This is a genomic window from Clostridium chrysemydis, from assembly GCF_015234215.1.
In the GTDB taxonomy this organism is placed as follows: Bacteria; Bacillota; Clostridia; order Clostridiales; family Clostridiaceae; genus Clostridium; species Clostridium chrysemydis.
Genome location: NZ_JADEKP010000001.1, coordinates 265,860 through 287,327, shown reverse-complemented (window position 1 = coordinate 287,327; position 21,468 = coordinate 265,860). Strand labels below are relative to the sequence as shown.

Here is a 21,468-nt window from a genome sequence, read left to right as displayed (position 1 = left end):
TTTTCTTATTCAATATTTTTTATAGTATATGAAAAAAATTTATTAAAATATATAGTTTCTTAATAAATTTAAAAAGGGCTAAAAAAGCCCTTTTATTTGTTTGGATATATATAATTTGAACTATCTTCTCTTAAATATACGTAGTCTCCCTTAGATAATATAAAATAATCTTCTGGTTTAAAATATCCGTGAATTATATTTTCTAAAAATCCATCTTTAAAATTTATGGAGTCATCTTTTATCTTAAGCTGCAACTCATTTTTATCTATTATATTTATTTCACCCTTTAAGTCTTTATTTAAATAACTTTCATCTAAGATTTCACCTTTAGCTAAAATCCTTATTTCACCTAAAGGATCTAAGTCACTATTAATTCTAATAATATATAAAAATCCTTCTTTAATAATAGTACCTTTAAATATAGTATTAGCTGAATTTAAAGATATCTTTTCAAAATCTATATCTTTAGAAAACTCTATAGAAAACAAACTATCATTTAAATTATTATTATTATTTATAGTAACCCAATTAAAAGATTTTATATTAAACTCTTTAACTTCTAATCTTTTAAAAGATTTTAAAATATCTCCGCCACTTTCTCTAGTTTTAAGTTTTGAGATGTTTTCATCAAAGGTTGATACAAATAATTTTTCGCTTTCTAAACTCTTTATTATATTTGATTTGATTTTAAGTTCTATAATATTAGAAGATACTATAGAAGCACTTAAAACATCACACCTTATCCCCTCTAAAGTTTCAACTAAAAAATCTTTTTTATCTACATAAACTATATCTTCGCTATACTTTAATGCAATTATAAGAGAATTAGAATCTTCTTTATCTTCCCTAATCTTACTTACTGATATAACTAAGCCCCTTAGATTATTTATAACATTTTTACATATACCAAAAGATATATCTCTTTTGAAGATATCTTTGATTTTAGAGTTTTTTATAAATTCTATAGAAATATTTTTAGTTAAACTATTAAAACTCTCCTTTTTAAAATTAAATTCTATTTTACTTAAAGATTCTAAAACCCTAAAAGATTCAGGATATATAGTTTCGTCATCTAATTTAATTTTTATATAATCTAAATCAACTGTTTCTTTATAGAACCTTTTATTTAAATCACCAGTTGAAAAAATTAGTTTTTTATCTTCTACTATCTCTATTTCTGAATCACTAGATTCTATTTCTATTGGAGGCACAATAGATTCTATATTTAATGTTTCATATAAAGGATAAATATTTCCAGAACTATTTGTTATATATTTTATATCTTTAAGCCTTGTATATCCTAAAAGAATATCAAATGTATCATAATTTAATTTAAAATCTTTAAGGGAAGAATTTTTTATAGAAACTATAGCTATATCTTTATTATTTATAAGTTCTACCTTTGCCTCATCTAAAACTAGACTCTTAAAAGCTTCACTTCCTTTTCCTATAAGTTTTATATTAGATGGATTCAATATTGAATTCTCTATTTCTCTAGCTTCCATATTATCATTAAATTCAAATAATAATATTTTAAAATCCATTAATTCATCTTCTGAAAGTAAAACTCTACTACATTCTGGAATTTTTCTATCTGTTACTTTTATAGATTTATTAGTTTCTTCAATAGCAACATAAGATAAATCCTTAACGTCTTTAATATTTAAAATATACTCTCCAAACTCTAAGTTATTTAAAACCATATAGTATTCATCATATTTTTTATAAGTTTTATTAAAATTATAGATGCTATCTATCACTATTGGAATTTCTTTTTTATCTAATTCATTTATAAGTTTATAATTATTTGTATCTATAGCTGATGGCACGTCCATATCTTCTGAATATTTTACATAAATTATAGTTTTATTTTCTAAAAGTAAATCTTTTATATTTTTATATTCAGTATCTTTTATTTCCTTTGCAATTTCAACTTTTGGAATAACTGGGATTATATCTTTTAAAAACTCACTTTCTAAAGTTTTAAATCCTGATGCATCTGTTATGCTAGTTAAAGTTACTTTAATGTTTTCTCCCCTAAGAAGAGGAGTTGATTTATCTAAGTAAAATCTAACCTTTTTTAAAGAATTATCTGCATATTCTAAAGGTTTATTTTTATCTAATTCCTTCTTAGTTCCGTTACATAAAATATTAAAGTTTTCATCTTCTAAAATAAGTACTTCATTATCGTAAGCTACTATCATTTCATAAAGAGATATTATTTCTATATCTTTAACCTTTGTCTTATTTTTAAATTTTTCTAAAGAAAACTCTTTAATAGTTACAGGGTAATCTAATCTATAATGGCTATAATCTTTTAATTGATTATCCTTATGATAAATTGATGCGAAACTATTTATAATCAAATTATGATTTTCACCTTCTGGTAGATTTTTATAATTTGAAGTAATAATAATAGTTTTTAAATCATCAGACACATCTACATTAAAAGGTTTAATAGATTTTGTATTTTCACTATCTGAAATAGTTATATTAGAAATAATATGACCACTATATATATTTAAACTATCATTTTCTAAATCAATTAAATTTTTATCTTTAAAAAAGCTTATATAAAAGTTTAATAAAGCCTCTTCTTTTATATTTTCTAACTGTTTTTCATATTCTCTTAATTTATATAAATAATCTAAGTTTTCTATAGGCTCATTAAAAGATATCTTAATAATCCTTGTCCCTATTCCAGAAACATCTATATTTTTAATATAATCTTTAGTTAAAACCTTAAACTTTTTATCTCCTAAGACTTCATCATCTTTATAAAGAGTTACTAAATACTCTTCACCATCTTTTAAAAGATTTGAATCATCTAAAAGAATAACTCTAGTTTTTAAAAACTTTTCTTCACTTTCTTCAGTAGATTTAAATACCAAACTATGATTTATATCTAAATCTAAGGAATTTATACTCTTTAATTCTATATACATATCTTCATCAAAAGGTATATCTAAAATTAAGTCTACAGATTTTCTACATACATTTTCAAATGTTAAATTTATTTTATTTTCCAAATCTATCTACTCCTAACCCCAAAAATTATTTCCTTATCATAATATGTATAGAAAATTAAAATGTGCTTTATACTAGTTTTAAAGTAATTCTAATCCTTCTTTAAAATCTTCTTTTGTATCTATATCAAAAAAATTCTTAGAGTTATTAAATTCTACAAAGGTAACATCTTTTAGATTTTCTTTTATTATATTTCTTCCACCTACGTCTCCAGAAACGTTAAGTAAATCATTCTTATATTTTATATGGAAGATAGTTGGCATCTTTTTTTCACCATTTACTTTTGGAACTATTATTTTAGAGCCCTCATTAAACTTTTTTATCATAAAAAGTAAATCCTCTTCCTTTAAAAAAGGCTCATCTGAACTAAAAAACATTATTCCATCAGCACTTGATTTAATGCTTTTAACCCCAAGCTTTAAACTTGAACTTTGCCCTTTATAAAATTCATCATTTTTTATACATTTAAACCCATATCTATCGCCTAAAATTTTAACTTCTTCGTCTTTATAAACTAATATCTTTTCTTTAAATGGAATGCTTCCTATAACTTTTAAGGTATATTCTATTAAAGGCATGCCATTAAATTTTAAGAGAAGTTTATTTTCTCCCATTCTTTTGCTCATTCCAGATGCTAAAACTATCGCTACCATAATTTAAATCTCCTCTATTTATAAATTAAATCCTCTTTTAAACTTCCAATTACAACTTTTATATCGTAATCTTTTAATCTATCTTTTATTTCTTTTGAATACTCTAAATCCCCTAAACTTTCAACGCAGTTAATAAATAATATTTTTTTTAAAGAACTATTTTTAAATAGTCCATTTTTATCTTTTACAATATCTATTATTTCATTAACACTTATTTTCTTAGCATTCTTATCTTTTATGATTTCTTTAAAAAGTTCTAATCTATGTATATTATCTTCGTCTATAGAAATCCCTATAGCATTAATAGGAATCACCCCTATAGTTTTAGTAGTCTCTTCTAAAACTACAGGTTCTAAATCGTTCCACCCCTTTATCTTTTTTCTTTTAGAACCATCCCCTTCTATTATAGAATAATCAAATTTATTAATCTCACCTTTAATTAAATCTAGGTCTGCACTTACCTTTTCTCCTTTAATTTCTGAATATAAAAAGTATCTACCATTTCCTTTTATATCTATCTTCTTTTGAAAATAATCCACATCTTCTTTATTTGGCTTAAACATTTTAGTTGTAGTTGTTAATAAGACCTTATTATTTTTAAGTTCATTTCCTAATTTATAAAGCAATGTAGTCTTCCCCCCTGAACCTACTATAGTTACTACATCACCTTTTTTTATACTAAATTCTTTAGTTAAATTCATTAATATACCCTCCAAATACTTTTCTTTTATAATTACATTTTAATCTTCTTAACTAAAAATATAAATTAAATCTCCTATATGTTATTGATTTTCTTTATAAGTTTTATATAATATTCTTAAATAGACAAGTTAAAGGAGATACAATGACAAAAGAAACACATTCATCTGGGGGATTAATTATTGCACTTTTAGCTTTAAATGTTTTTTTAACTAAGTTCATTTCAAGCTATAGTTTAATTTATAAGATATTTCTAATACTTTTATTTTTCCATTCCTCATATATAGGCGCACTTTTCCCTGATATAGATATGAAAAGTTCTTACATAAGTAAAAGATACCCCTTTTTAGCTAAGCATTTCGGTAAAAAATGTAGGCACCGTGGTTTTACACATAGCTTTTTAGCTGTACTTTTATTTTCATTCTTTTTTGAAGTAATCTATATGATATCTAACCAAAACATAATAGTATTATCTATAGGTCTTGGTTTTGTATTAGGTTATGCTTCACATATGGTTCTTGACTTTCTAACTTCTGAAGGAATAGAATTCTTTAACCCAATAAGAATAAATATACATATTCTGCCTATAAAAACAGGGGGAACTTCTGAAAAGTACATAAATAAATTTTTAAGATTAATGATAGTTTTACTATGCCTTTATAACATTTTATTAATTGCAGGTGATTATTATAAATTTGATATAATAACTTATATTTTAAATATTTTTTAAATTAAAAGGATGCTGCTTTAATCGCAACATCCTTTAAATTTAATATCTACTTATAGATATATTATTTCCATTTAAATTTTCTAAAACTTCTAACATATTTTCTGAATTTCCATAAACATCTTCACTTGGAACCGTAAAAGATATTTTTTCCCTACTTCTTGTAATACCACTATATAGTTTATATTTATTTATATCTTTAAAGTTTTCTATAGTTGCACCTGTTATATATACACTATCAAAATGGAATCCTTCAGCTTCATCTATAGTTAGTATAGGAATAACATTTTCCTTTGTAACAAATTCAAAACTTTCTTCTCCAAAAATATTACAGATATCTAAAATACTTACTAAATCCTCTTGGATATTTTTATTTTTAGAATCAAAATATATAAAGAATTCTTCTAATACTTTTTTATATCTACTTCCGTTATCCCAATCAAACAAATAAACCTTAGGTGATTTTAAAACTTCTATAGTTAAAAATAAGATATCTAAAGGCTTAACTAGCTTTTTTCTTAATATATTTCGTACAAGTATAAGATCTTCTTTTATTTTTAAAAAATCATCTATATAAGTTTTTATAAAATCTTTTCTTGGTTCTTTTTCTTTTATTATTTTGTTATTAATAAAGAAATTTAATATATCTAAAATTTTGAATACTTCTTTTTTACTATTTTTTATATTTAATTTATTTAATATGTTATCTAAACTATAATCTGATAAATTTAAGTATCTCATAGCTATTTCTCTTATATCATAATAGCTTTTATGATTTAACTTCTCTAAACCAAGTAAATCGTTTATTTTATTTATTGTATTAATTGAAAAAGCTGCATTTTCAGAAATTATAAGATGCCCGCTTACAAATCTCAAAAACTCCTTCATATTTAAGATAGCTTCATTTAAACTAGAACTTTCACCTATATATATAATTTTATCTAAACTATCTATTATATCTCCCCTAAAATCAACCTTAAGACAGGATAATCTAATAATTTCCTCTCTATTTATAATTCTTTCACGGCTTACATCCAAAATTACTGCATTTTCTGCTTTTAGATATCTTATAAGCCTTGAAAATGGATCGCTATACTTTATAGATGACCCATCTATAAAGTCAGATAACTTAACATTTATATTATTATCTTTTATTTTATCTAATACCTTTTTTTCTATATTATAAAAGGTATTTATAACATTTTCTAAGTGATAGTCACTGTGTTTATCTATCAAAAGATTCATAAAAGATAGTATTCCTTTAACTTTTTTATTATCTACAAAGTTTGTGTCTGAACTTAAAGAAAAAGCTAAGCTTCCCTTAGAATATTTATCTAAATAAAGTTTTAGCTGCTCTCCATATAACGCTTCACTTGCAATAATTCCATGACTTAAATTTTTATTTGTGAGCTTATCTTTTAATATATTACTTACTAAAAATTCAGCTTCTGACTTTAAATTTTTAGTTTTTATGATATCTATAGTTTCCCCTACTTCGCCTTTAGAAGACTTTATACTTCCTATATTATTTAGACACATTTTTGTATATTCATTTTCTAAATAAACTAATCTCTTAGTTCCTCTATGGTTTGTTGTAAACTCAATTACTTTATGATTATAATTTTTCTTAAAATCACTATATATTTTCTTATCCTCTGATACAATATCAGAAATTAACATAATGTTATTGTTTTTAAATATCTTAGATATAACTTTATACTCTTTAAAGCTCATTTTACTTACTTTATGAATATTTATATATTTATATTTTTTACTATAAAAATCAGAAATATCTTTTTCTTCTAAAAGCTTATCTGCATAACTTAATATATCTAAATAATCAAGAAGGTTGTTTTTAAATAAATACTCATTATATTTATTTAAAATTTCATTATCTGATATATTATTTAACTTATCTTTTTTTAACCCCTCATATATAGATTCTACGCTTTTATTTATCTCTTTTAAAATCTCATTTTCTTTTAAAATACCCTTTAAAATTTCAACTGAATCATTATCATCTACAAAAGACCAATTGTTAGAAACCTTAAGTTTATTTGTCCCCTCTAGTCTAACTAATCTTACACAGAATTTCTTTATAGTCATTATGTTTATTCTATCCCATTTTATATCAGTTCTTTCTAGCTTATTTCTTAACCTTATTTCATTAATATTTTTTGACACTATAAGTAAAATTTCTCTTTCCTTTGCATATCCTTTATTTAATATGTTAACTGTTCTTTGCAAAATAGCTTCTGATTTACCAGTTCCAGGTCTCCCTTTAAGATAGATATTATTTTTTAAATCCATTATAGCTTTAAGCTGCTCTTCATTTAAATCTATAATTTCATGTCCTACCGATTTGATTTTACTCACCTTCTAACTTTTAATATATACATAAATAATATTCTATAAAAATATCCTTTATTACTTATAAAAAGAAAAAACACTTTAAATATTTTATTTAAAGTGTTTAGTAACTATCTAAAATATCAATCACCTTTTCTAACTCTTCTTTAGAAAGATAATCTTTATTTTTCTTTATTCTTTTTAATAGTTTTTTTTCTTTATCAAAAACTATATTTTTACTATTTTTAATTTTAAAAGCCTTAGTGGATTCTTCAAACCTATTAAAATATACAATACCTGTAACAAAAGTATCTACCCCTTTAGATTTTAAAAGTTTAGATAGTTTATACCCTTGACCTTTAACTTGCTTTATAGGATTATATATTTTATTTATACTGTTTCCATTTAAAATAGAAATATATTCATCATCTATATTTCCACTTGCAATCCCTTTTATATTTTTAACTTCAACTATAATTACTCCACTTTTTGAAACTATAACTATATCTATCTGTGCCTTTTCGTTATAATAACTTTTAGGTAAATTTATATCGTTAAATACGTGGTATTTTCCATTTAATTTTTTTAATATGTGAAGAACATTTTCTTCGCCCGTTAACCCTTTCTTGTATTTCTTATTTCTTAGATTTATCTTGTTTATCTTTTTTATCGAAATAAACCACACAAGTGGCGACAGCAAAAATAACGGAAAACTTGTATAAAATATACTACCTCCTAAGATTACAGTAATTATAAGAGAACTTATAATATAAAGTGGAATCTTTTTATCTATCTTACCTTTAAGAGAATTTTTTCTTCCGTGAATTCTCGCCATACATACTCCTTATTATCTTTTAGACCTTTTATCTCTATACATATAATAATCAGCTTTATCCATAACTTTTTTTATATCTTCCCCTGTTTTTTTACAAATTGAATACCCTTTAGATAAACTAACTATTATATCGCTATTCTTATTAGAGTCTTCTATTACTCTATCTAATTCGTCTATTTTACTTTTCACATATTCTTCTGATGAATTTTTAATTATTATCATAAATTCATCTCCGCCCATCCTAAATTTTATACAATCATCTTTAAATACTTTTTTTAAGATATTTGCAGATTTTAAGATAAGCTTATCTCCCTCTAAATGACCTCTCGTATCATTTAGTTCTTTTAAATTATCTATATCTACTATTATTACACTAAATTCTCTATCTTTTATCTCTTCTATTTTTTCTTGTAGATAATTTCTATTTCTAAGTTTAGTTAAGTTATCGTTATACATTATATCTTCTATTTCTTTTTCTTTCTTTTTTCTTTTTTCGATGCATCTTCCAATACCTCTTAAAAAAAGCCCTCTTCCATCTTCCTCTATAGATGGAACTGCAAGATTTTCCATCCAGATATAATGACCATCTTTATGCTTAAGCCTAACTTCAACTATCCACATTTCATCTCTTTTATTTATTAATTTTTGTTTTAATTTAGCTTTATCATCTTCATGAATAATCTCCCCTACAAAATCTTCGTTATTATATGCTTCATCTAAAGAGTAGCCTAAAACATCCTCTATAAGATCATTAACATACATAACACTTATCTTTTTATCTTTTATCCTTAAAGAATAAACTAAATCATTTAACCCCTCATATATATTTTTAATAATACATTTTGAACCTTCTTTGGTCTTGCAGCAATCTACTTTATAAATAGATATGTAATTTAAAGCTCTATCATCATCATTTCTATGGTTTAAAAATTTTACATCAAATAACTCGAAGTTTCCCATGTTGTCTAATAAAGTAACTTTACCTTCTTGTTTTTTTCCGTCACAATATAATTCTTTAATATTTTTACCTATAACAGCTTCTTTTTTATATCTAAATATTTTTTCTATATTATCTGTTACGTCTGTAATAATATCGTTATTGTCTACTTCAAATATAACCTCTCTCCTAAGCTTATTAAATTCACTTTGTTGAAACTTCACAAAAATGCCTCCATAAAAATTAATTATCAATATATTATAGCAAATTTAATCTGTTTTAAGAAGGTAAAAAAATTTTTCTTTATTCTTCATTTAAACTGTACTTTAAATTTCTCGTACACTTTTTCTCACATTCCAAGCTTTTTTTCTTTTGCTTTTCTTTATACATATTATAATCAGCTTCTTCTATAGCTTTTCTAATATTATCTCTTTCCTTGCTATATAAAGAATATCCTTTTGAAAGTGATACTTTTAAGATAGAGTATTTATTATATCTTTTTATTTCTTCTTCTAATTCTTTTATTTTTTGTTTTACTATTTCTAAACTCGCTTCTTTTATAACTATAATAAATTCATCTCCGCCTATTCTAACTTTAATATCCTCTTTAAAGATTCTTTTAAAAATATTTGCAGCACAAAGTATAAGTTCATCTCCTATAAGATGTCCAAAATTATCGTTTGTTTCTTTTAGATTATCTAAATCTATAACTATTATTCCTAGGTTTTTCGATTTTAATTTTTTAATACTATCTTCAAAGTATTTTCTATTGTTTAGTTTTGTCATCGAATCACTATAAATTAATCTTTCTAATTCATTTTGAGCTAATTTTCTTTCTTGAATACACCTGCTTATTCCTTTAATTAAAGTTAAATTACCATTATCATCATAGCTTGGAATACATATATCTTCAAACCATATGTATTTTCCATCCTTATTTTTAACTCTTACTTCAAGACTTTTATTTATACTCTTTTCTGATAAAACTCTTCCCCTTAGCTTTTTTAAATCTAGAGGATGAATTAAATCTTCTATAATCAATTTTTCATTGTAAAAGTCTTCTTTTTTATAACCTAAAAGCTTTGTTACTGCATTATTTAAATAAATGAACTTTTTCCTTTTATCTATCTCTCTTATATAAATTATATCTTTTGCATTTTCATATAATCCCTTAAGTGATAATACATTTCTTGAATCCTCGCATCTGCTTTCTGTAATATCAATTAAAGAAATACACCTTTTCTTTTCTGGAAGTTTTTTTATATTTAAATCAAATATCTTTATAGTCCCTTCTAAGGTTTCCATAAAAACTTTACTTTCCTCTTTTACGTCTCTAATAATATCGTCTTTTAAAATTAAACTGACCTTTTCCCCTATGACATTATTTCTTTCATAGCCTAAAATTTTGCAAAATCCCTCATTAACATCTATTATGCTATCGTCCGCATTTAACATAATTAACACTTCTCTACCGTACAAATCCTACACATCCTCTTATATTAAATTACCCCTATAATCTAAATAATAAATTCTAAACTATCATATCATGAGCTTTCCTTTATAGCCTTATTATACCAAACCTTTTAAATATATTTAAATTCTATCTAAATTATTAACCGATTATTTCCAAAATAAAAATGCACCCTTAGGCGCATTTAAATTAAACTTTTATTTTAATAGCTTTTTAGCTTCTATTATTCTTTGAAATATAGTTATAAGAATTATAATAGTAAATATATTTATTGTAATTATTTTATAATTCCCCTCTAAACACATTATTAAAGAAAACATTATAAATCCTTCTGTCCTTTCAGCAACACCTGCTTGATACCTAAAGGATTTAACTCCGTTATTTTTAGAAAGGGCTCCGACTGTTAAAAATATAGTCATAGATATTAAAATAGAACACAATAAAAATAATAAATAAATTCTTGTGTTTTCGTATTTTAATGCAATTGAAATAATTATAGAAAGTTCAACTAATCTATCAAATGTAATATCAAGTAATGTTCCAAAGGGTGTAGTTAAGCCAAGCTTTCTTGCCATAGCACCATCAACCGAATCTAAATATCCCGATATCCAAAGAAGTAAAAGTGCAATAATTATATTACCATAAAAATTAAAAAATGCTGCTAATATCCCTGTAATTAAAGCAATTACAGTAACTAAATTCGGAGTAAACCTTAGCTTTAAAAAAACTTTTGCGCCTAAATTTATTAAAGGATTTACATACTTTCTTCCGTACGTATCTAACACTAATCCCACCTCTTACTTTTTAGATTTAAAGTTATTCTATTTTTAAAACCTTCAATTGAACTTACTTTTTTGAAATTAGTAATTTTTCTATTTAAAACATCTTTGTTAAATAAAAAATCTAAGATATGTAATGTTTTTTTATTTTCTGTTTTTAAAGTATTAACGCAAGATGCACAGTAGGATACAATTGTGTCACACTCAGCTTCATTTGCCCTCTTCTTACTTTGCTTTAAGAATAATTTATTGTTTGTAACTAAAACCATCCCGCCAGCGCCGCAACAGACAGTGTTTTCTCTATTTTTTTTAAACTCTATAACATTTAGTCCTAAAAATTTTAGTATGCTTCTAACATCATCTTGAATCTTTTTTTCTTTTTTCATCGGACAAGGATCGTGAATCGCTACGCATTTAAAGTCTTTATATTTATCTTTTAAATTACTATCTAATCCTTTATCCCATAGTATATTCCAAAGACTACTTACTTTAATTCCTTTAAGTCCATCCTTAAAAGTATTATAGCAATTTGCACAAGCTACTATAACTTCTTCTATATTATTTTCTTTTAGTTCTTTATTTAAGTTTTCTAAGTTTTCTTTATAGCTTTTTATATCACCGATGTCTTTTGAAGGTTTACCGCAGCATCTTACTAAAAGTTCTAGCGTTTCTCCTTCTTCTTTCTTTAAATAATCTAATGTGTTTTTTATAATATCGTTATTATAACTACTTAAACTACATCCTGGTATAAAAACTTTTTTAGTGCTTTTATTTTTAATTTTATTTTTTGTAATTTTTGAAAAACTTATTTTTTGGTGAGTCTTTACTGATTTTAGATTATATTTCTTTAAATCCTTACCTTCTTTATAAATATCTTCTCTAAGACTTAAAAACATATCTTTTAAATCTAAATCTTTTATGCAAACTTCAGTGCAACTATTGCAAAGCATGCAAGAGTAAGAAGCATCTTTAATATTTATTTTAGAATTTAATATATCACTCATTAAATCTTTTGGTGAATCACTAAATTCTTTCATCATAGGACATACTTTATAACATCTATTGCAGTTTATACATTTTTCAAAATTATCTAAAACCTTTCTCATTTGAACCTCTTTTTTCATCATAAACTTTCTTTAAAACATAAATAGCAATGCTAAGTGCAAATAAAATTAAAAGTGCTGTCATAAGGAGTTTAGCACCTCCAGTTAGCATTCCCCCAACATATGAATAAACTAAAGTTGCAGGAAGCTGACCTATCCCTGTTGCTATAAAGAAAGATATAAAACTCATAGAAGTAAGTCCTGCTGCATAACTTACTAAATCAAATGAAATAAAGGGTAAGAGCCTTGCAATTAATATAGTATGCTTTCCGTACTTTTCGAAAAAGCCTTCTATACTAGTAAAAGCAGTCTTTCCGTTTAATTTTAAAACAGCATCTCTTCCTAAGCTTCTAGCTATATAAAAGCATAAAGAAGCCCCAACCATAGAACTTACCCAAGATAAAGCTGCGCCATAAACAAAGCCAAATATAGCAGCATTACTTAATGTAATTAAAAATGCTGGGATAGGTGCAACTATTGATTGTAGTATCATAAGTGCAAAAGATACCAATGGGGCTATAGGTCCAAAGGATAAAATATATTCTTTTAACATATCTAAATTCATACTACTTAAATAAAATACCATTTGATTTACAAATCTATTAACAGGCTTTACAAACATATATATAAGAATTATTAGAATTAAAGCTATTATTTTTATTAAAAACGATTTTTTCTTACTCATATCTTTCCTCCATTTTTTAAATTATATCACTAAATAAAAAATCTATCTTATAAATTATAAGATAGATTTTAAAATTACTTTACAATAAGGTCTGGATATGTAGTTGCCCATTCGTAAAATGATGCATCATAATTTTTTGCTTTAAATCCTAGCATATTTAATATTAATGCTTCGTGAGCTGATCTAATCCCAGCTGTGCAATAAGTAACTATTTCTTTATCCTTTTTAAGACCTTTACTCTCAAATATCTTTAAAAGTTCTTCTTTAGATTTTATAGTTCCATCTTCGTTATAAACTTCGTTAAATGGAATAGATATAGCACCTTTTATGTGTCCGCCTTTAGCTTCTCCAAACTTAGTTGCACCTTCATATTCATCTTTTGCTCTAGAATCTACTATAGTATATTTATCCATATTATTACGTAAATCTTCTGTTGTTATAGTAGTCTTTGAATCTATCTCTTCGATTTCTAGTTTCTTTGAAATTATAACAGGAACTTCTGTAGTTATTTCTTTATTTTCTTTAGTCCAAAGATCAAAACCACCATCTAACATCTTTGCATTTATTCCTGCACTTTTTAATTCCCAAACGATTCTTCCATCTTCACCCCAGCCATCTTTATCAGCATAAACTACAACCTGTGACTTTTTATCTATACCAAGTTCTCCAAGTTTTTGTGAAAGTTCCTCTTTAGGTAATGCAACTCCCCAGTTTTTATCTCCTGCTTTTCCTTTAATATTTGCTAAACTTTGCCATGCTACATTAATAGCACCTGGGATGTGGCCTTTTTCATATTTTTTATTATCTCTGCCATCTATTATTACAACATTCTCGTTATTTGCATTTTTTGCTACCCATTCAATGTTTACAAAATAATCATTATTGTAACTATCTTTTTTAGAAGTCTCACTAATTATATTTTGCTCAGTATCTTGGCATCCGACAAATGCAGTAATAATAAGTGTCATTGAAAAAAATAATGCCACAATTTTTTTAAAATTTTTCATTTTTGTTGTCCCCTTTTGATATATTTATAATTACATTTTCTATAATACACTATTTTTATATTTTTTAAATATATTTTACATTTTATTAAAATTTATTTTTTGTTAATTTATTCTTTTATTAGTAAATCTGTTATAAATATATCTTTTTCTAGCTTTATATCATAATTGATATTATATTTATCGCATATTTCTTTTATAATATTAATTCCATTTCCATGATTTATATTGTCTTTATTTGTCGTAATAAATTTACCATCTTCATAATTTATATGATTGTATGGATTCTTAAATTCTATGATAATCCATCCTTTATTATATTTTGTTTTAATTTTTATAAATCTATTGCTACTTAATTTTTTATTAGCTTCTATTGCATTAGAAAATATATTTAAAAACAACCTTAAAAGATCTACATCCTCAATTTCTAAACTATCTGGAATATATATTTTACCATCTAACTCTATATTATTTTTTTTACATTTATTTTTAATTTTTAACATTAAAGATTCTAAAACTAAACTATTTGATATATTAGTTAAGCTATTATCAAATTTTGAAATCTTAGATTCTAATTTACTTACTAAGTTAGAATTTAAAACATTATTACCATTAACTTTTATGATTTTTGAAAATTTATAATAATCGTGTTTAAATTTTTTAAACTCCCTTAATTCTTTCTCAATGGATTCATAATATTTCTTTTGATTATCTATTTGAATTTTCATATCATTTTTTTCAGTTAACATTTGCTTATTATTTTCAATCCTTATAGAGTTTTCGAAAAATATTGTGCTATAGATAAAATTTATAATAAGAATTATAAGAAATATCACAAAATAAACTATAGAGTTTACTTTAAAATAATAAAAATTTTCCAATATAAGTATAAGTAAACTACTTATACATTGTATAACTGTAATTTTTAAAATTTGATTTCTAGAAAGTCCCTTTAAAAAGCTTTCCAATTCATGCACTTTAATTGACAGTATAATATATAAACTTATTGAAACAACTACTCTTGAGAGTAATATTAATAATAATTTAAATAAGTGATTTTGAACTAAAACTATAGCATCAATATTATAATATTTTGATAGTAAGCAATTTACTATTTCATATAATGCAAAATTATAAAATTGATAAGTCAAGTTTAAAAATAGAGCTATGGTTACATCCATATAAAATGTTTTCTTAAAAATTATTATCCCTAAAAATAACCTTAGTAAAAATAAGACAATTACATTTATAGAAAATAAATTTCCTACTAAAATCCAAAGCATATCATAAACTACCCAAATCATAATTATATATCTAAATTTAATTTTTCTTTTAAGAAAGGAGTTCGTAAATCTAACTAAATAATAATTATAAATTATTATTGCTAGCATAAAAGTAATTATTATTGCGCATTTAGCTATCATGATATTTCCAATGCACCTTTATTTATAAATTGAAAGAATTTTTCTTTAAACTGTCCCTTGTACTTTCTTCCAAATGGCAGTTTTATATCACCATTTAAAATTACTTCTTTGTTATCAAAAGTAGTTAATTTTTCTAAACTTATAATATATGATTTATGTATCCTTATAAATTTATTTGTAGGAAGCTTTCCTTCTATCTCCCCCATTGTTGAGTAAAATTCCTTACTCTTACTATTAGAATATGAAACTATTATTTTTTTTCTATTTGCCTCAAAATAATTTATATCATTTAATTTCATTACAACTTGATTTTTACCTTGTTTCAAAATCAGATTTTTATCATTAGTTTTTTCACTATTTACATAAACTTCCCTGAAAAGATTAAAAAACTTCTCACTTTCCATATCATTTTTTAATACATAATTTAGAGGTTTAACCTCGAATGAATCAAAAACATAGTCTTTTGATACCGTCAGAAATATAATATCTCCATTATACCCCCGGTCTCTTATTTTTTTTGCAAGTTCTATACCATTTATATCTCCAAGTTCGATATCTAGATACATAACGGATACTGAATCTATCCATTCTTCTTCATCTTCTAATAAGATATCTCCTTTTCCATACTCTATAATTTGGATAGATGTAGATACCCTTTTTGAAAAACTTCGTAGAATCCCCTTACATTTATCTATTATTTCTTTGTCATCATCACAAATCAAAATTTTCAAAACGAACCACCTCATTAGTATTTTTATACACAACTCTTACAATTATAATTCATTTTGTCAATAATTCAAAAAAAATATTTTGTATTCGATTAAATTTTAGAATAAAATAACCGAAGGCGTTATAGTAATATAACGCCTTTAAAATTCTTTATATATTAAATTTATCAATTAATTCTGATAATTCTTCACTCTTAATTGCTAAAGTATGACTTGAATTTGCAATTTCTTCTATAGATGAGGATTGTTCCTCTATAGACGCTGATGCCTCTTCTGTACCTGCAGCATTTTCTTCTGCTATAGATGACAAGCTTTGAACTATTTCTAAAAGATTTTCTTTTTTAGTTAACATTTCCTTTGAAGATTTATTTAGTTTATCTAATATAACCTCGCTTGAACTAATAACATTAGCTATTTTGTTAAATCTACTTTCAGTTTCAATAACATTTGCTTCTTGATTTGATACAACACCATTTACCATCTTCATTTCTTCTACTGCAAGTCTTGATTTAGATTTTAATTCATTTATTATCTTATCGATCTCGTCTGTAAATTTATTAGATTCTTCTGCAAGCTTTCTAATTTCTTCAGCCACAACTGCGAAACCTTTTCCAGATTCTCCAACCCTTGCAGCTTCTATAGCTGCATTTAATGCTAATAGATTAGTCTGTTCTGCTATACTTTGAATCATTTCACTAGCTTTTTCTATTTCTTCTGCATTTTTATTATTATTTAAAATAATATTGTAAACTTTAAGTGTAGCTTTACTATTTAAATCTGTATTTTCTACTAACTTATTTATTATTTTAAATCCATTGTTTTTTTCTTTTTCTATCTCTTTTATTGAAGAGTTTAATTCATTAATAAATATAATTTCTTCATCTATACTAAATCCTACGTCCTCTATGTCAAAAGCAGCCGATTCTGTATCTTTTGACTGATCTAATGCTCCTCTTGCAATTTCCTCTACTGCCTTTGCAACTTCCTCAGAAGCACTGTGTGATTGTTCCGAAATAGAATTTAATTCTTCCGCCGAATCTGAAACATTTAAAGAAACTTCTTTGACTTTTAAAATAAGTTCTTTAAAGTTTTGTCTCATCTCGTGAACTGATTTTTCAATCTTTCCAATTTCATCTTTTCTATTAATTAATAAATTATCTTCTTCTTCTCTTAAATCATATTTTGAAATACGATCTATATCAGATGCTACCTTTTCAATAGGTTTTGATATTGTCTTACTTAGAATGTAAACCAACGTATTTCCTATAAGTAGAATAACTACAGCATATACTACTAACAATTTTATTAAATAATTTATCTCATTTTGTAATTCTTGACTTTCAATTCCGACACCTATTATCCAATTAGTACCCTCTATATTCGAATATCCTATTACTTGACCTGATCCATTATAATCAAACTCTCCACTTCCTGATTTATTTTTAAGCATATTATTATTGATAAATCTTTCAAACTCTTTTAATCCTTTATCTTTCTCAGCTTCTTTTAACCAGTTGTATGATTCTTTTACTTTGTTTTCATCTACATCTCCAACTGCAAGTCCTTCTTTATTTATCATAAATCCAAATCCTGTTTTTTGATATTCTATTGAGCTTACTAATTTGCTTAAAAATACACCTTCTCTTACCCCATAAAATACACCACATATTTTATTATCTTTATAAACTGGAGCAGAAACTATAAGTACAGGTTCTTTAGTATTTTCACTAATTATAATGTCTGAAACTGCCGATTCTCCATTAATTGACTTTTTAAAATAGTCTCTATCTGAAATATCAACTCTGCTCTTTGTACCATCATACATAAGTGATTTTCCGTTAATGTCAGCTAAGCCAAATCTCAAAAAGCCTGATTCTTCAGCTTCTTTTTTAAGTTTTTCACTCTTTTCTTTATATGATACATCTTTATCAGTTAGCATTGAATCTATCGCTAACCCCTCAATATATTTTTTATCTCCCGAAACTGTACTCTGTACAGTTTCAGCTTTAGCTTCTGATATATTTTTTAAATCTCTATATGTTTCTGAAACTAACGCCTTTTTCATAAGATTTATAAATGTACCTCCAATAATTAGTATTGTAAAAGTTATTATTGTAGCAAAAACAATGATTAGTCTTGATCTTAACGATTTGAAGTTAACAATTCTTTTCAAATCCATTAATTACATCTCCCTTCTATTCCTTTAATCTTAACTAATTATACATAAAATCATTGTTTATATTTGCTATCTTCCACAAACTACTTAACTTAAGGTTCAAACAACAAAAAGTGGCATAATATGCCACTTACTTTACTCTATTTCTCCCAAGCTCTTTTGCCATATAAAGTTTTAGATCAGCTTTTTCTATTAGTTCATCTATTTCAAGCTTTTCTTTTTCCATAGTATATATTCCTATAGAGCAAGTTATCTTAATAATATTTTCTTTAACTTTAAACTCTTCTTTTTCTATATTTTTTCTTAAGTCTTCTGCTATTTTTTTTGAATAGGCTTTAGAGCCGTTTGGAATTATTGAAATAAATTCTTCTCCTCCATATCTTCCTATCCAACTATTATTAGTATCCTTAAAATTTTCTTCTAAGATTTTTGCAAATCTCTTTAAGATTTTATCTCCCACTACATGCCCGTATGTATCATTTACTTTTTTGAAAAAGTCAATATCTATCATCAATATACTTAAAGGTTCATTATATTCAAATGAATCTTCTATGTCACTTTTAAGCCTTGTATCTATATACTTTCTATTATATAATCCAGTAAGCCCATCTAAGACTATCCCTTTTAAGCTATTATCAACTTGAATCATATATGACTTACCTTTATACTCTGAATATTTTGATTCATAATAAAGTCTATTTCCTATTTTATCTATAAATTCAACTACATACTTTAAAGCACCTATCTTTACAGCTACTGCTTTTATCACGTATGTATCTTCATTAAAATTTACTACTTTTATTACAGGCTTTTCGTCCTTTAAAGCCTTATCGTAAATGCAGATATCACATTTTTTACCTTGTTCCCATATTTCGTAGCATTTCAATCCTTTAAATTCTTTATCCCCTATGATGCAATTAAAATTACTGTCTATAACACGAATTCCACTGTAAATTTTCCTTACAGTTTTTGTGAAATTCTTAAACTCGTCCAAATTAGTAAAATTAATAATATTAACCCCATCCTTCCCTTTTACAACATTGATATCACTTAAGCCTTGTATTAATTTTTAAAGATTGTTATTTAATTCTTTTTTTCATATAACTTTAATATTAAATAAGTGAGGTTAATATGTCAAAGTTTTATGATATTATACAATAATTGTTCACACATATAGAAATTTAAAGGATTTTTTGAAATAATTATTATGTTGTAATTTAATTTTTAAAATATTTTTACCATTTTTTTAAATTTAAACTAAAAAAAGTTTATTTTTTAAAGATAAACTTATATTTAGAGATTAAATAATTTATTTAAAACTAAACTTACTTTTTTTATGTATGTCCTTCCAATAGGTATATTAATACCACTGTTTAAAGTAATATTATTACCTGTAAACTTATATATTTTATCAGTGTTAACTAAATACGATCTATGTATTCTTAAAAATCCCTTTCTTTTTAATTTTTCCTCTAATGTATTTAAGTTTGAGTAAAAGGTTTCCATTTTATTATCTAGATAATTTAATGTAACTAATTTTTTATTTATTTCAAAATAATTTATATCTTTTAAAGGAATTATTACACTTCCTTGCCCATACTTTAATATAAAGTTTTCTTCGTCTTGCTTTTCAATATTAGTTAAACACTTATAAAATATTTTTTCAAAACTTTTATCATATAGCTGATTTTTTAAAATATAACTAGTTGGAAATACTTCATACGCTTCATATGCAAAATTCTTAGATCTAGCAAAAAAAACAATCTCTCCATCATACCCGAGATCTCTTATTCTCTTTGCTAAATCTATTCCACTTAAAGAATTAATTTGAATATCTAAATAGATTATAGATACTTGGTTTATCCACTCTTCTCTACTAATTAGCATAAACTCTCCACTAGCATAATAAAGTGTTTCTATCTTAACGCTAAATTTTTTCCCTATCTCTTCAAGCCGTATTTTATATTTATCTATCATATCCCTTTCGTCATCACATATTAAGATTTTCATAATATATGCCTTCCCCTTTTTTGTTAATAGTACAAATTTTGCTGCTTCTTATCTATTAAGATTTAAATATAATATTTATTAGATATTCTTTCTAATAATAATGGCTTTGAAAAATAGTACCCTTGAGAGAATTCTCCTCCGATTTCTACTAAGGCCTCTAGTTCTTCTTTTCTCTCAACGCCCTCAACTATAACATCAACATTTATAGCTTTACACATATTAAATATATATTTTAATATGTTTTTGCTTTTATTACTATGTATTATATTTCTAATTAATGACTTATCTAATTTTAACGTATCTATATCAGCCTCTATCAAAAGACTTATATTAGAATTTCCTATACCAAAATCATCTATGGCTACTCTTATATTGTTCTCTTTTAAAAATCTTATTCTTTTATTTATATCTTTAATCTTATCAAAGGGGATATTTCTTTCTGTTATTTCTATTTCTAATTCCTTATTTAAATCTATTTCTTTTACTCCGTTACTAATAAACTCTTCAAAATCATCTCTTAACAAAGTGCATGTACACATATTAATAGATATACCTATCCTTGGCCTACCTTTGTTTCTACGTTCCTTTATAACACCTATAACCTTTTCAAATACAAAATAATCTATAACGTGTATAAGCTTTTCTTCCTCTAAATTTCTAATGTACTTTTCTATACTTATTTTTTCCTTACCTTTTATCCGTATTAAAGCTTCAAGCCCTACAAGCTCTCCTGTTATATTTTTTACCTTAGGTTGATAAACTAAATATAGATTCTCATATTTAAAGTCGCTATAAAGTGCCTCATACCTCTCTTTACTCTCAATATACCTCTCCACGTTCATCATCCTCCCTTTTCTTATG

18 protein-coding genes are annotated in these 21,468 nt (G+C 24.7%); 1 reads left to right on the top strand and 17 read right to left on the bottom strand.

Annotated elements, in window-relative coordinates; genetic code table 11:
- Positions 1–92 precede the first annotated feature (92 nt).
- From INR60_RS01420 to yqeC, 3 genes are all read right to left on the bottom strand, one after another.
- On the bottom strand, positions 93–3,029 hold the full coding sequence (locus INR60_RS01420; RefSeq protein ID WP_194189687.1) for a hypothetical protein: 2,937 nt from the start codon (positions 3,027–3,029) through the stop codon (positions 93–95).
- Positions 3,030–3,107: 78 nt separating this feature from the next.
- The gene (locus tag INR60_RS01415; RefSeq protein WP_194189686.1) at positions 3,108–3,680 is read right to left on the bottom strand and encodes a nucleotidyltransferase family protein; all 573 of its coding nucleotides are present in this window, start codon (positions 3,678–3,680) and stop codon (positions 3,108–3,110) included.
- A 14-nt stretch (positions 3,681–3,694) separates the two neighbouring features.
- Positions 3,695–4,381, bottom strand: a complete 687-nt coding sequence (gene yqeC, locus INR60_RS01410) for a selenium cofactor biosynthesis protein YqeC (protein WP_194189685.1) — start codon at positions 4,379–4,381, stop codon at positions 3,695–3,697.
- A 143-nt stretch (positions 4,382–4,524) separates the two neighbouring features.
- Here yqeC and INR60_RS01405 point away from each other — a divergent pair, with 143 nt between their 5' ends.
- Positions 4,525–5,109 (top strand): metal-dependent hydrolase, encoded by a 585-nt coding sequence (locus tag INR60_RS01405; RefSeq protein WP_194189684.1) that lies wholly within the window; start codon positions 4,525–4,527, stop codon positions 5,107–5,109.
- 39 nt (positions 5,110–5,148) lie between these two features.
- Here INR60_RS01405 and INR60_RS01400 read toward each other — a convergent pair whose 3' ends face one another.
- The 14 genes from INR60_RS01400 to INR60_RS01335 all read right to left on the bottom strand — a co-directional run bounded on the left by INR60_RS01400 (position 5,149) and on the right by INR60_RS01335 (position 21,443).
- Complete coding sequence (locus tag INR60_RS01400) at positions 5,149–7,482, bottom strand: 3'-5' exonuclease (RefSeq protein ID WP_194189683.1); 2,334 nt, start codon at positions 7,480–7,482, stop codon at positions 5,149–5,151.
- 97 nt (positions 7,483–7,579) lie between these two features.
- Positions 7,580–8,290 (bottom strand): nuclease-related domain-containing protein, encoded by a 711-nt coding sequence (locus tag INR60_RS01395; RefSeq protein ID WP_194189682.1) that lies wholly within the window; start codon positions 8,288–8,290, stop codon positions 7,580–7,582.
- 12 nt (positions 8,291–8,302) lie between these two features.
- A complete protein-coding gene (locus INR60_RS01390; protein ID WP_194189681.1) occupies positions 8,303–9,451 on the bottom strand; it encodes a diguanylate cyclase domain-containing protein in 1,149 nt (382 codons plus the stop codon).
- Between the two features lie 79 nt (positions 9,452–9,530).
- Positions 9,531–10,682, bottom strand: coding sequence for a diguanylate cyclase domain-containing protein (locus tag INR60_RS01385; RefSeq protein ID WP_194189680.1), 1,152 nt, complete (start codon positions 10,680–10,682; stop codon positions 9,531–9,533).
- 213 nt (positions 10,683–10,895) lie between these two features.
- The gene (locus INR60_RS01380) at positions 10,896–11,483 is read right to left on the bottom strand and encodes a CDP-alcohol phosphatidyltransferase family protein (protein ID WP_194189679.1); all 588 of its coding nucleotides are present in this window, start codon (positions 11,481–11,483) and stop codon (positions 10,896–10,898) included.
- Entirely contained in the window at positions 11,483–12,583 is a 1,101-nt protein-coding gene (locus INR60_RS01375; RefSeq protein ID WP_238480383.1) for a (Fe-S)-binding protein, read from the bottom strand. The genes INR60_RS01380 and INR60_RS01375 overlap by 1 nt, the downstream gene beginning before the upstream one ends.
- Positions 12,564–13,265 (bottom strand): TVP38/TMEM64 family protein, encoded by a 702-nt coding sequence (locus INR60_RS01370; RefSeq protein ID WP_194189677.1) that lies wholly within the window; start codon positions 13,263–13,265, stop codon positions 12,564–12,566. Before INR60_RS01370 ends, INR60_RS01375 begins: the two co-directional genes overlap by 20 nt.
- A 74-nt stretch (positions 13,266–13,339) precedes the next feature.
- A complete protein-coding gene (locus INR60_RS01365; protein ID WP_194189676.1) occupies positions 13,340–14,272 on the bottom strand; it encodes a sulfurtransferase in 933 nt (310 codons plus the stop codon).
- A gap of 107 nt (positions 14,273–14,379) precedes the next feature.
- A complete protein-coding gene (locus tag INR60_RS01360; RefSeq protein ID WP_194189675.1) occupies positions 14,380–15,573 on the bottom strand; it encodes a GHKL domain-containing protein in 1,194 nt (397 codons plus the stop codon).
- Positions 15,574–15,689: 116 nt separating this feature from the next.
- The gene (locus INR60_RS01355) at positions 15,690–16,424 is read right to left on the bottom strand and encodes a LytR/AlgR family response regulator transcription factor (protein ID WP_194189674.1); all 735 of its coding nucleotides are present in this window, start codon (positions 16,422–16,424) and stop codon (positions 15,690–15,692) included.
- A gap of 148 nt (positions 16,425–16,572) precedes the next feature.
- Positions 16,573–18,600: a methyl-accepting chemotaxis protein gene (locus INR60_RS01350; RefSeq protein ID WP_194189673.1), complete on the bottom strand. Its 2,028-nt coding sequence runs from the start codon at positions 18,598–18,600 to the stop codon at positions 16,573–16,575.
- A 127-nt stretch (positions 18,601–18,727) separates the two neighbouring features.
- The gene (locus INR60_RS01345; protein WP_194189672.1) at positions 18,728–19,591 is read right to left on the bottom strand and encodes a GGDEF domain-containing protein; all 864 of its coding nucleotides are present in this window, start codon (positions 19,589–19,591) and stop codon (positions 18,728–18,730) included.
- A gap of 299 nt (positions 19,592–19,890) precedes the next feature.
- The gene (locus INR60_RS01340; protein WP_194189671.1) at positions 19,891–20,607 is read right to left on the bottom strand and encodes a LytR/AlgR family response regulator transcription factor; all 717 of its coding nucleotides are present in this window, start codon (positions 20,605–20,607) and stop codon (positions 19,891–19,893) included.
- Positions 20,608–20,669: 62 nt separating this feature from the next.
- On the bottom strand, positions 20,670–21,443 hold the full coding sequence (locus INR60_RS01335) for an EAL domain-containing protein (RefSeq protein WP_194189670.1): 774 nt from the start codon (positions 21,441–21,443) through the stop codon (positions 20,670–20,672).
- Positions 21,444–21,468: the final 25 nt, after the last annotated feature.